We start from the raw sequence: 11,954 nt of genomic DNA on the forward strand, positions 1-11,954 counted from the left end.
GTGTGCATTTCGAATTCCCAAATTCTCACGCTTAAATGTATAAGTTTTTCTTATGAGCGCTTAGCCAGTTATTTATGATTCGTCAAAAAACCGGCGTATCCGCATTTAGATACGCCGGTTCCATCATAAGACTTTACTAAGGAACGATTGCGTCCGTTCGTGTTGTGGAGAATCAAACAATGCTTGTGGTACGTTCTCTTCGACGATATAGCCACCATCCATGAATAAGACGCGATCTCCGACCTCACGAGCAAATCCCATCTCATGGGTCACGACGACCATCGTCATGCCTTCAAGGGCAAGTTGTTTCATGACGGCAAGCACGTCACCGACCATTTCCGGGTCGAGCGCTGACGTCGGCTCATCGAATAACATGATTTTCGGATTCATTGCAAGCGCGCGGGCAATCGCGACCCGCTGTTTTTGCCCCCCAGATAATTCGCCTGGATAATTATCGGCTTTTTCCCGTAATCCGACTTTATCGAGGAGTTCAAGTGCCCGCTGTTTCGCCTGTTCTTTATCCACTTTGCGTACTTTGATCGGTGCAAGCGTGACGTTTTCTAGCACGGTCTTGTGCGGGAAGAGATTAAAATGTTGAAAGACCATCCCGACTTCTTCCCGGACCTTGTTGATATCGACTTTTGGACTCGTGATGTCGAAATCATCGACGATGACGGTACCACCTGTAATCTCTTCCAATCGATTCAAACAGCGTAGAAACGTACTTTTCCCAGATCCCGACGGACCGATGACACAAACGACTTCTTTTTCGGCAATCGAGACGTTGATGTCTTTTAAGACTTCATTCGAACCAAATGATTTCTTTAGATTCTTTACTTCAATGATACTCATCGTAATGTAAACCTCCGTTCCAAGAACTTCGCCACTAAGGACAAGAGATAAATGATGACGAAGTACATCAATCCGACGACGGACCAGACGATGAATGGTTCAAACGTCGTTGACTGCTGCACTTGACCTTGTTGCGTCAAGTCAGCGATGCCGATAATCGACAACAACGAGGTATCTTTTAAGCTGATGATCGATTGGTTCGTAATCGTTGGTAACATCCGACGAAATGCTTGCGGTAGGATGATCTGTACCATCGTTTGACGCCCTGTCATCCCGAGTGAACGTGCAGCTTCTGTTTGTCCTTTATCAATCGACTGGATACCAGCTCGAATGATTTCCGCAAAATAAGCACCGGCATTGATTGCGACCGTCAGTATCCCTGCATACATCCGGTCCATCGATAACCATTCGAGCGAATTGAGTCCAAAGTAGATGAAGAATAACTGAACGATGAACGGCGTTCCGCGAATGACATCGATGTAGACGATCGCGATCCCGTTTAAGATTTTTAATGGTGATAATCGCATCAATGCGACGACTAAGCCAATCAGAAAGCCGACGATGACCGCGATGATGAAAATATACAATGTGACTTGAAGCCCTTCCAAGAAAAATGGAAATGCGGTTTTGACCACTTCCATTGGCTATCCCACTCCCTTATCGCCTTGCGACTTATTTCAGATACGTGTCAACGATTTTATCGTATTCACCGTTTTCTTTCAGATTCGCAAGTCCTTTGTTGATTTTCTTCATCAGATCCTCGTTCTCACCTTTTAAGACAGCGATTCCGTAGTTGTCCCCGTTGAGACGATCTCCGACAAGTTTTAATCCAAGGTTTTGTTGTTTGTTTGCATATGAGATGACAGGATAATCTTCGATCAAGGCTGCTGCGTTACCGTTCTTCACTTCTTGGAACATCGCTGGGCTGTCATTGAACTGTGTGACCGTGAAGCCAAGCTTATCTGCGTTGTCCGTTGCATATTTCGCACCCGTCGTTCCCTTTTTGACGGCTACTTTTTTCCCCTTTAAATCGTTGACGGATTTAATACCATTCTCATCTTCTTTGACGACTAGAATAAGACCAGCTTTGAAGTATGGATCCGAGAATGTGACGACTTTCTTCCGTTCTGGCGTAATACTCATACCGGCAATGGCAACGTCCAATTGGTTTGCTTGAAGTGCCGGAATGATACCGCTAAAGTCCATAGCTTCAAATTGAATCTTGAAGTTCTGATCCTTCGCGATTGCTTTCATGAGATCGATGTCGATTCCTTTGTACGTATCCCCGTCTTTATATTCGAATGGTGGATACGTGACGTCAATGCCGACCTTGTACGTCTTTCCTTCTGACGACTCTTCATCTTTCGAACCGATACTACATGCACCAAGCACGAGAACACAGCTCATCAAGAGCGCTAACAAGATACTCCCTTTTTTCATGTTTGTTTCCCCTCTCCTATGTGTTAAAGATTGTCTACTTCACTTAGTACTTTCCCTGAAGAGTACCCTCTTTAAAACGTATTTTACCAGAAAAATTCTAAAAAGATAAACATTTCTGAATTTTTATTCGTTGAAATCGTTTTCTATTCAGCAACAAAAAAGGAGGCAATCCCTTACTGGGATTGCCTCCTTCAATCATTTATGCCGCCGAGAGGACTTGAACCTCCACGGTGTTGCCACCACTAGATTCTGAGTCTAGCGCGTCTACCAGTTCCGCCACGACGACGTTGATTTATGATATTAATATAGCGGGTAACGAACTGAGTTGTCAATCATTTCGCAAGATGTTACGTACGAACTTCTCGACGACATCATCATACAATGCTGGATCCTCAAAATAGGCCATCGCGTGAGCGGCATTTGGAATGACGACGAGCTCTTTTTCCGTCGGACAAGCTTCATATAGCTCATACACCATGTCTGTCGGTACGAATGTATCCTCCCCACCATGGATGAACAAAATCGGTACTTGTGCCTTTTTGACCTGTTTCAGCGCAGATGCTTCACGGAACGTATAACCTGCCTTTAGCTTCGTCAATACACTCGTCATCCCTAAGAACGGGAAGTGTGGTAGTCGGTACATCCGCTTCATCTGGTACGCAAGGACAGCATTGACGGACGTATAGGCACAATCAGAAATGATTCCTTTGATTTGTGGTGGGAGTTGTTCGCCACTCGTCATCAATACGGTCGCCCCTCCCATCGATACGCCATGCAGGAATAGTTTCGCCTCCTGTCCGATCCGTTCAATCAGATAGTTCGACCAACTGAGACAATCTTCCCGGTCATGCCATCCGAATCCGATATAGTGACCGTCACTCATCCCGTGACCACGATTATCGGGCATCATGACATGGAAACCGGCCTGATGGTACAGATAGGCGAATCCGGCTAAATCCGTTCCGACGCCTCCGTACCCGTGCACGAGAATGACGATCCGATCTGACGGAACAGGTGACGGAAGGAAATGCCCGCGTAACGTTAAGCCGTCTTTCGCTTCAATCTCGATCCGCTCAAGCGGTTGCTCCTTGATCCACGTCTGACCAGGTTGCATCAATCGGACCATCTCGTCACTCAAATCTCGATTATTCGATAAGAATGGCTTTGGATTCGTAGCGATTGCCATCTCATAAAAATAATAACTCGCTGCTACTAATCCGGATCCAATGACTCCGATTCCAATTTTTGTTCTGCGCCGCATCTGCCCCACTCCTTCTTTCCGTTATAGCTCGATCTTCAGTTGAGCAGCATGGTCATCCTCTTCATCCTGCAAGACTTGTTGACGTAATCGTTGTTCTTGTTGCTGACGCCGGTAGGCAAACTCTTGAATGAGCTCTGTACCCGTGAATCCATCTTCTACGAGTTCGCTCAATAAATCCGTTTCTGTCTCGACGACCTCCCCCGGACGTCGCATGACGAGAACATCTCCGACTTGTGCAATCAGCAATTCATCTTCTAGACGAAGTGCATCGTAAAATGGTTCCGGTAACGTCATCCGACGGGTCTCCGGGTTGATATGGACGCGTTTATAAACGCCTAATGCTTGAAACTTACGACGTGCCATTGCGTGCTCTCCTTTTTAGTTGAACGTCAGATCGATTCGTGAATCTTTTCCTTGAATACGAACCGTACCCGTCGCTCCATTGATTAACGTCAACTGTGGCGGCTGATGACCGATGTCAAGATCGTATAAGACTGGTAAGCCCGTCTCATCCGCTAGATATTGATACACGTCTAGCCATGTCAGGTCTTCTGTAATCCTTGCAGACGTGCGCCCGAATAAAAAGCCAGCCGCATGGTCGAACCACCCAGCATACGCCATTTGTCGTAACGTCCGGTGCACCTCTGCAGAATTCGCTTCAGACACCTCGAAGTACCAGAGGATCGGTTCTCCGTTGATCTCTTCACGCTGGAAACGCTGCACATCTCCATACGGTGTGCCAATCAGATGGCGAATCGTCTCCAGACACCCACCAAGTAACCGTCCAGTCACTTCTGTTCGCTCATCAAGTGCTTTCCATTCCGTCGCTTCCGTTAGCTGAAATAACGAACCCGTTGGACGTTCTTCATCAGTCCACTCGGATTGATAACGATCGGAAGCCCATTGTGTGACGGTTCCTCCAGTTGGCGTCGCGAGCACCCGTCGCCAGGCACTTGTCGTCTCGTCCCATTCTTCACTCCGAAGCTCAACGAAAGTCGGACCATGTGCTGTCGCGATTCCCGTCTGAAGCGTCAGACTGAGCAATAACGTACTGATATCGGAATAGCCAAGCAACCATTTTGTTTGGTAAGTAGCTAGCGTCAACTCGGGTAAAAGATCAATGGCGCGTTCCCCGCCAAATGGCGGGATGACGGCATCAATCGTCTCATCCGTCATCATGTGATTCAATTCTTCGGCGCGTTGTTTGACCGGTGCACTCTCAGCAAGTTGATGCGACCAAATCGTTTCGCCTAAACGGACGTTCATTTGCCGTGCTTGTACCTGTTCAACTGCTTGTTCGACCCATTCCTGTTGCTGTTCACGTAATCCGGAGGAGGGCGCCGTCACTCCGATCGTTTGACCTGTCCAACCTAAAAATGGATATTTCATGGTGACCCCCTATAATGTCATAGTGTGAAACTATCTTCTCGTCAAAATATGAGTTCATTATACCGTTCTTATGCCGCATTACCAACTTTTATCCTGTTCGAACGTTGTGATACGAACAAAAAACACGATTCCGTACAAGCGACCTGAATGAACAAGTCGCATCGACGAAACCGTGTTTGATTCCTTTATTAGCTTGATGCTGATAGTTCAGCGTATTCCTCTTGCGTGAACGCACGGGAGCGTGTCAAAAAACGTTTCCCTTCGACACCTTCAAGAGAGAACATTCCGCCTCGACCATCCACGACATCAATGATGAGTTGCGTATGTTTCCAGTACTCATATTGATCTTCATGAATATAAAACGGACAACCACCGATCTCTCCCAGTTTTTTATCCTGATCTCCAAGGAATAGATCACCCTGCGCAAAACACATCGGGGAACTGCCATCGCAACAACCACCAGATTGATGAAACATCAACGGACCGTGTTTTTCTCTCAACTGGTCGATTAACTCTAGACAAGCTGCTGTCGCCTGAACACGTTCCACCATTTGCATCCACGTCCTTTCCGACTTAGAAGAAACCGAGTTTATTCGGGTTGTAGCTAACGAGTAGGTTTTTCGTCCGTTGGTAATGGTTGAGCATCATCTTATGGTTTTCACGTCCGATACCTGACATTTTGTAACCACCAAACGCCGCATGAGCTGGGTATTGGTGGTAACAGTTCGTCCAAACGCGCCCTGCTTCGATCGCCCGACCAAACCGGTAAGCACGATTCATATCGCGCGTCCAGACGCCGGCTCCAAGACCGTACAACGTATCATTCGCAATTTCGAGAGCTTCTTCTTCCGTCTTGAATGTCGTGACCGACAAGACCGGTCCGAAAATTTCTTCTTGGAAGATTCGCATCTTATTGTGTCCCTTAAAGATCGTCGGTTGGATGTAATACCCTTCTGCGAGATCGCCTTCGAGCATGTTGCGCTCTCCACCGATGAGACATTCTGCGCCTTCTGACTTACCGATTTCAAGATATGAAAGAATTTTCTCCATCTGCTCGTTCGAAGCTTGAGCACCCATCATGACGTCCGAATCAAGGGGATTTCCGATCTTGATGGCTTTGACGCGCTCAAGAACACGTTCCATGAACGGTTCGTAAATCGATTCTTGAATCAAGGCACGCGACGGACACGTACAGACTTCCCCTTGATTCAACGCGAACATCAGTAATCCTTCGATTGCTTTATCGAAGAAAGCATCGTCTGCCTGCATGATATCCTCAAAGAAGATATTCGGTGATTTCCCACCGAGTTCGAGTGTGACTGGAATCAAATTTTGTGATGCGTACTGCATGATCAAACGTCCTGTCGTCGTCTCACCCGTAAAGGCGATTTTGGCTATCCGTTTGCTCGACGCGAGCGGTTTCCCTGCTTCAAGACCAAAACCGTTGACGATGTTAAGAACACCCGGTGGGAGTAAATCCTCAATGAGCTCAACGAGTACCATGATGCTCGCTGGTGTTTGTTCTGCTGGTTTTAAGACGACGCAGTTCCCTGCCGCGAGTGCTGGCGCTAGTTTCCAGACAGCCATCAGGAGTGGGAAGTTCCATGGAATGATTTGACCAACGACGCCAAGTGGCTCATGGAAGTGATACGCGACCGTATCTTGATCGAGTTCGCCGACCGAACCTTCTTGGGCACGGATGACGCCGGCGAAATAACGGAAGTGATCGATTGCGAGCGGTAGATCGGCGTTGAGTGTCTCACGGACCGCTTTCCCGTTCTCAAGTGTCTCTGCATAAGCGAGCATCTCAAGGTTTTCTTCCATCCGATTCGCGATTTTATTTAAAATGTTTGAGCGTTCCGTTACAGACGTTTTCCCCCATGCTTCTTTTGCCGCGTGTGCTGCGTCAAGAGCCAGTTCGATATCTTCCTTACCGGAACGAGCGACTTGGCACAATACTTTACCAGTGACAGGTGTGACATTATCAAAATATTCTCCCCCGACAGGTGCCGTCCACTTTCCGTTGATGTAATTTTCATACCGTTCCTTGTACTGTACTTTTGACCCTTGCTTGTTCGGAATGTCATAAATCATGCATTATTTCCTCCCTCAACTAAAATGGTCAAGCAGTGAGACGGATGCTTGTATGCGCTTACATTTTAATATAGGCTAAAACAGCCCCCTCGATACCATCGTACCAAAATTATATGAAAAGTCAAAAAATTCCGGTAACTATTTATGATTTTTTTCGAGAAAAAACATCTCCATTTTCGGGAGATGTTTTGCCGGTCAAGACCGTGTCGGGTCAATTCCGTCTTCTTGGTCAGACGGTGTATCGGAACTACCGAAATCACTTACTTTCGAGAATCCATCCGTATCACCGTCGATGTCTTTCCCGCGGGCTGTGACAGATGGATCCAGTACGTCTTCTTCGCTTGGTCGCGAATTCGGGTCGTTCTCGTTTTGTTCTGCTTCTTCTTTTGCATGCTCGATGCATAATAACGTTTCCGGAATGATATCAAGACGTTCAATCTCAATCTCTTTTCCACAGACCTTACAAATGCCATACGTTCCGTCCTCGATCGCTTTTAGGGCACGGTCCACATCCGAGAGCATATCCTCTTGCATGTCCGTGATTGCTTGATCGCGTTCCCGCAAGAACAATTCATCGCCGGAATCGGCAGGATGATTATCGTAACTCGACAATTCACCTTCATCGTAGTCGGTATCGCGTTGTTCGATGTTTGATGTCGTCTTTTCTTTTTCCTTTAATAACCGTTGCTTGAATTCTTCCGTCTGTTGTTTAGATAACATGATTGTTCGACTCCCCTTCGTTAGAACCTCTGTTAAGAATGTAGCCTATTCGAAGAAGAGTTAAACCATCACGAACACTTATAAGACCGAATTGATCCATGAAGATCACAGATGACCGTCATGCATTCATTCCCATCGTTAAAACAAATCTGATGTGATCGTCCGTTCTTGGATGTCGTGATGTCATCAATCCACAGTTGCGAAGCATCTGCCGAAGACAGCATCGCAATTTTGTCACGAATCAAGAATAAATCAAACGGTAACAGATTCAAGGATTGAATCGTCAAACCATGTTTACGGAAGAGTGGATCAAGCTGATATTGCGAAAGACTATACAAACACTTCTCGGCCCCACCAATCAACAACTGAATCGAATGGGAGGGCTCATGACTATCGATGCGCTCCTTGTGCAGGATGATTCGTCCTCGAACACCAGACTCATTGAAAATTCGTTGCGTATCCTCTTGTGAAAGGCGTGGTCCACCTTCCTTCACCTTTAAGACGATGTGGGCGAATTCAGCAAAATCAGGTTTCCCGATTTCAAGAGCCGGGATATGACGGACTTCTTCGCGTTCAATGATTTCAATCAAGTCACGCTCAACTTGGACACTGACCGTATCTGTCGAAAAGACACGGACGTCGATCACGAATTGATCAAGTACCGCATTTACTTCGATCGTGTACGTCAAATCAAGGTTTTTTTCTTGTTCAACCAATAGTCGATTCAAGATGAGTTGATGCAATAAATGGACTGGCGTACGCGAAGAAAATTGACTCGAATAAATCAAATGTTTTGGTCCGGTTCCTTTTGTAGTTTTTGGTCGTGCTCCGTTTAATCTATATACGTTCACTTTATAATTCAACATATGATCACCTTCTCTTACCTGAAAAATCGGAATAGAGATGTTCCGTTCATATAGCGTACAATGTATTTTAATCGCTAAATATTCGTTTTCGAATATTCCAAATTTAATATACAAATTGTAATCAAATTGTGATAGAAGAATTTCAAAAACTGATCATTTCGATGACGACACGTCGCATTTAATTCGATATACAAAAACACCTTTCACATCCCGTGAAAGGTGTTGAGAACACTTATTCTTAAGCAATCGAATTGACTTGGTGTTGCATCGCTTCATAATGTTCGATGATTCGAGATCCAAGTGGATCCGTTGCCGATAATTGTAAATACGCGTTTAGCGCATCTTCGATTCCATGTTTCGTAATATATGCATTTAATTCCGAAGATTCTGAATCATTTGGATCGAAATAGGTTAGAGCTGCTGCGATCCCACGCGCTAATCCATCTGCTTCGATGCCACGCTCCATCAATTCCTTTGCTGGTTTGACGAGTCGGTCACTTGGACTCAGTTTACGAATCGGTGAACGAGCGACACGTATGATTTCATCATGAATCCGCGGGTTTTCAAAGCGTTTCATATTCTTTTGGATATACGCACTATGATCGACCGGATTAAAGCCGTACTTTTCAAGTAATAGCCATCCTGTTTCGTAAAGTGCTGTCTGGACACCACGACGGATGCGTGGATCCGTTAGACTTTCAGCGATCGTCTCTTTATGGAATAGTGCTCCGAGATAAGAAGCGATCGCATGTCCCGTGTTGACGGTGAACAGCTTCCGCTCGATGAACGGTTCGATGTTCTCGACATAGGTGACACCTTCGATCCGTGGATAGGCTTCCGGTAGTCCAGTCGTCTCAATCACCCATTCAAAGAATTCTTCCACTTCGACGTACAACGGGTCTTCGTGATGTTGAAGCGGTACGATCCGGTCAACCGCTGCATTCGGGAAATACCAGTTTTCCGCTACGGGGTGATGTTTCGCTACCTCTGCTTGCAAGTGTTTTGACCCACCAATCATGTTCTCACACGCAATGACGTAGACAGGTGTCTTTTGATCACGTTGACGTAACCCTTCCGCGATCAAAGGAGCGACTTTCGACAACAAGCTCGGTCCGACAGCTGTTGTAATCACATCTGCATCGCGAATCGCTGCAATGACCTGATCCGGTTCAGACAAGCTGTTGAGCGCTGTCACGCCGTCGACCCGTTCACGTCCTCCTTGTTCAGAGGCATAACCGACTTCATAGGTATGACGTGCTTTTAATGCATCGACGACCGTCGTATTGACATCGACGAAACAGACTTCGTAACCCGTCTTGACGAGTTGTAAGCCGATGAACCCACGTCCGATGTTACCGGCACCAAAATGAATGGCTTTCATGCTTACACCTCCGCTGTCAATAAGGCGATGATTTCTTCTTTTGATGTCGCTGCCACGATACGCTCGACGTTCTCCTCATCGGAGCAAATGACCGCGATATTCGAGAGCAACTCGAGATGTTCGTCCCCGACGCCAGCGATACCGATGACGAGTCGTGCTTGTTCCGTTCCGAACGTTACGCCTTGCGGTACTTGTAGAATCGATAGTCCTGTTTTCTTGACTTGTGATTTAGCCGACTCTGTTCCGTGGGGAATTGCGACATGATTACCGATATAGACCGTTGATAAAGCGTGACGCTCTTGCATTGAATCGATATAACCCGCTTCGACATATCCATGATCGACGAGGAGTTGACCGGCAGCCGTAATGGCTGCCGTCTCGTCTGCGAATTGTTGGTCCAGTAATACAAGTTCCGGTGAAAGGTTCATTGTCGTTGTCATGTTTATTCCTCCTTGAATATCTCTATCTTTATTTTTAAGAAATCTTATTTCTTGCTGTTTCGATCTCATGAACGAGTTGATCATAATATCCGGCATTTAAGAAATTATCGACTGATCGGTGTTCTGCCGTTGGTACCTGTTCCTTCGCCCGCTCCGTCAAATCACGATGCGTGATGATCAGTTCGGCGTTTGGCGGCAATTGACTGATCGACGTATTCGTTACCTTGATCGGTAAGCCCGCTTTATTGATCTTATTGCGAAGGACGGATGCTCCCATCGCACTCGATCCCATACCAGCGTCACAAGCGAAGATGATATGTTCGACTTCCGCAAGTGGTTTGGCATCAGCTGAAACGAGTGTCGAGGCAATCGATTGTTTTCCTTTCATCGCACTGACGTTCGCGCTTGCTTCTTCAAGGGATGTCTCTTTTGCTTTGCTTGTCTTCAGCAGAACAGTTGAGACAACGAAGGTCACAGATGCTGAAACAAGAACACCGGCGATCAATCCGACGTAAGAACCGCGGGATGCCATTGCAAGAACCGCAATGATACTACCTGGTGAAGCAGGTGCAACTAAACCGACATCAAATAGGACGAATGTGAGGATCCCACTCATACCACCTGCGATCATCGCAAGCAATAAGACCGGCTTCATCAAGACATAAGGGAAGTAAATTTCGTGAATCCCACCGATGAACTGAATGAACGCAGCACCCGGTGCTGTTTTCTTTGCTGCGCCAGAACCGAAGAACGAGTAAGCGAGTAACAATCCGAGACCCGGACCGGGGTTAGCTTCGAGTAAGAACAGAACTGATTTGCCCGCCTCGTTTACTTGATCGAGACCAAGTGGACTTAAGATGCCGTGGTTGATGGCGTTGTTCAAGAATAAAATTTTCGCTGGTTCAATGAACAAACTCGCTAATGGTAGCAAGTGTGCACTGACGATCGCACCAACTGCTGCAGCCATGATGTCGTCAAGACCTGTCATGAGTGGTCCGAATACTTTGAATCCACCGAGCATCAACAACCCACCGATGATTCCGACCGAGAAATTGTTGACGAGCATTTCGAGACCTGGTTTGATTTTTCCTTCGATTAACTGATCGAACTTTTTGATGACGTATCCGCCAAGTGGTCCCATGATCATGGCACCGAGGAACATCGGAATCTCTGTTCCGACGATGACCCCCATCGTCGCGAGCGTCCCGACGACGCCTCCTCTGACGTCATGCATTAATTTCCCGCCTGTGTATCCGATCAGCAACGGTAAGAGATAGGTGATTGTCGGACCGACGAGTTCACCGAGTTCCTTATTTGGTGCCCATCCAGTTGGGATGAACAGTGCCGTGATGATCCCCCAGGCGATGAATGCACCGATGTTCGGCATGACCATACCGCTTAAAAAGCTTCCGAACCGTTGAACTTGTACACGGATGCCCCGTGCTCCATTTTGAGCTGTCGCCATTGCGTTAGCCTCCATTTCGTGTATGAGTTGATAAGATGATTGCTTT

General features: G+C 46.7%; 13 protein-coding genes and 1 tRNA gene. All 14 read right to left on the minus strand.

Annotation, left to right across the window (positions count from 1 at the left end; genetic code table 11):
• Window positions 1-123: 123 nt before the first annotated feature.
• Window positions 124-852 (minus strand): amino acid ABC transporter ATP-binding protein, encoded by a 729-nt coding sequence (locus tag AC3B4V_RS04295; protein WP_488377884.1) that lies wholly within the window; start codon window positions 850-852, stop codon window positions 124-126.
• The gene (locus tag AC3B4V_RS04300; RefSeq protein WP_223040471.1) at window positions 849-1,493 is read right to left on the minus strand and encodes an amino acid ABC transporter permease; all 645 of its coding nucleotides are present in this window, start codon (window positions 1,491-1,493) and stop codon (window positions 849-851) included. The genes AC3B4V_RS04295 and AC3B4V_RS04300 overlap by 4 nt, the downstream gene beginning before the upstream one ends.
• 31 nt (window positions 1,494-1,524) lie before the next feature.
• The gene (locus tag AC3B4V_RS04305; RefSeq protein WP_323678694.1) at window positions 1,525-2,292 is read right to left on the minus strand and encodes a transporter substrate-binding domain-containing protein; all 768 of its coding nucleotides are present in this window, start codon (window positions 2,290-2,292) and stop codon (window positions 1,525-1,527) included.
• Between the two features lie 202 nt (window positions 2,293-2,494).
• Window positions 2,495-2,578, minus strand: a tRNA-Leu gene (locus AC3B4V_RS04310).
• Between the two features lie 42 nt (window positions 2,579-2,620).
• A complete protein-coding gene (locus AC3B4V_RS04315; protein WP_488377885.1) occupies window positions 2,621-3,553 on the minus strand; it encodes an alpha/beta hydrolase in 933 nt (310 codons plus the stop codon).
• 21 nt (window positions 3,554-3,574) lie between these two features.
• Window positions 3,575-3,916 (minus strand): hypothetical protein, encoded by a 342-nt coding sequence (locus tag AC3B4V_RS04320; protein ID WP_223040473.1) that lies wholly within the window; start codon window positions 3,914-3,916, stop codon window positions 3,575-3,577.
• Window positions 3,917-3,931: 15 nt separating this feature from the next.
• A complete protein-coding gene (locus AC3B4V_RS04325) occupies window positions 3,932-4,942 on the minus strand; it encodes a S66 family peptidase (RefSeq protein ID WP_488377886.1) in 1,011 nt (336 codons plus the stop codon).
• Window positions 4,943-5,130: 188 nt separating this feature from the next.
• Window positions 5,131-5,493 carry a DUF779 domain-containing protein gene (locus AC3B4V_RS04330; protein ID WP_023468555.1) on the minus strand — a complete coding sequence of 121 codons (363 nt, stop codon included), beginning with the start codon at window positions 5,491-5,493 and terminating at the stop codon, window positions 5,131-5,133.
• Window positions 5,494-5,515: 22 nt separating this feature from the next.
• Entirely contained in the window at window positions 5,516-7,036 is a 1,521-nt protein-coding gene (gene adh / locus AC3B4V_RS04335; protein WP_023468556.1) for an aldehyde dehydrogenase, read from the minus strand.
• 195 nt (window positions 7,037-7,231) lie between these two features.
• Complete coding sequence (locus AC3B4V_RS04340; RefSeq protein WP_023468557.1) at window positions 7,232-7,756, minus strand: TraR/DksA C4-type zinc finger protein; 525 nt, start codon at window positions 7,754-7,756, stop codon at window positions 7,232-7,234.
• A gap of 68 nt (window positions 7,757-7,824) precedes the next feature.
• Window positions 7,825-8,622: a hypothetical protein gene (locus tag AC3B4V_RS04345; RefSeq protein WP_488377887.1), complete on the minus strand. Its 798-nt coding sequence runs from the start codon at window positions 8,620-8,622 to the stop codon at window positions 7,825-7,827.
• Window positions 8,623-8,860: 238 nt separating this feature from the next.
• Window positions 8,861-10,003, minus strand: coding sequence for a mannitol-1-phosphate 5-dehydrogenase (locus AC3B4V_RS04350; RefSeq protein ID WP_214859900.1), 1,143 nt, complete (start codon window positions 10,001-10,003; stop codon window positions 8,861-8,863).
• 2 nt (window positions 10,004-10,005) lie between these two features.
• The gene (locus AC3B4V_RS04355; RefSeq protein ID WP_231884652.1) at window positions 10,006-10,443 is read right to left on the minus strand and encodes a PTS mannitol transporter subunit IIA; all 438 of its coding nucleotides are present in this window, start codon (window positions 10,441-10,443) and stop codon (window positions 10,006-10,008) included.
• 34 nt (window positions 10,444-10,477) lie between these two features.
• Window positions 10,478-11,908, minus strand: coding sequence for a PTS mannitol transporter subunit IIBC (locus AC3B4V_RS04360; RefSeq protein WP_064299708.1), 1,431 nt, complete (start codon window positions 11,906-11,908; stop codon window positions 10,478-10,480).
• Window positions 11,909-11,954: the final 46 nt, after the last annotated feature.

This window comes from Exiguobacterium sp. E17S, from assembly GCF_057772545.1.

Excerpts from the sequence above, each read along its gene's own strand:
- AC3B4V_RS04295 (WP_488377884.1), bottom strand. The coding sequence starts at position 852 with ATGAGTATCATTGAAGTAAAGAATCTAAAGAAATCATTTGGTTCGAAT.
- AC3B4V_RS04300 (WP_223040471.1), bottom strand. The coding sequence starts at position 1,493 with ATGGAAGTGGTCAAAACCGCATTTCCATTTTTCTTGGAAGGGCTTCAA.
- AC3B4V_RS04305 (WP_323678694.1), bottom strand. The coding sequence starts at position 2,292 with ATGAAAAAAGGGAGTATCTTGTTAGCGCTCTTGATGAGCTGTGTTCTC.
- AC3B4V_RS04315 (WP_488377885.1), bottom strand. The coding sequence starts at position 3,553 with ATGCGGCGCAGAACAAAAATTGGAATCGGAGTCATTGGATCCGGATTA.
- AC3B4V_RS04320 (WP_223040473.1), bottom strand. The coding sequence starts at position 3,916 with ATGGCACGTCGTAAGTTTCAAGCATTAGGCGTTTATAAACGCGTCCAT.
- AC3B4V_RS04325 (WP_488377886.1), bottom strand. The coding sequence starts at position 4,942 with ATGAAATATCCATTTTTAGGTTGGACAGGTCAAACGATCGGAGTGACG.
- AC3B4V_RS04330 (WP_023468555.1), bottom strand. The coding sequence starts at position 5,493 with ATGGTGGAACGTGTTCAGGCGACAGCAGCTTGTCTAGAGTTAATCGAC.
- adh (WP_023468556.1), bottom strand. The coding sequence starts at position 7,036 with ATGATTTATGACATTCCGAACAAGCAAGGGTCAAAAGTACAGTACAAG.
- AC3B4V_RS04340 (WP_023468557.1), bottom strand. The coding sequence starts at position 7,756 with ATGTTATCTAAACAACAGACGGAAGAATTCAAGCAACGGTTATTAAAG.
- AC3B4V_RS04345 (WP_488377887.1), bottom strand. The coding sequence starts at position 8,622 with ATGTTGAATTATAAAGTGAACGTATATAGATTAAACGGAGCACGACCA.
- AC3B4V_RS04350 (WP_214859900.1), bottom strand. The coding sequence starts at position 10,003 with ATGAAAGCCATTCATTTTGGTGCCGGTAACATCGGACGTGGGTTCATC.
- AC3B4V_RS04355 (WP_231884652.1), bottom strand. The coding sequence starts at position 10,443 with ATGACAACGACAATGAACCTTTCACCGGAACTTGTATTACTGGACCAA.
- AC3B4V_RS04360 (WP_064299708.1), bottom strand. The coding sequence starts at position 11,908 with ATGGCGACAGCTCAAAATGGAGCACGGGGCATCCGTGTACAAGTTCAA.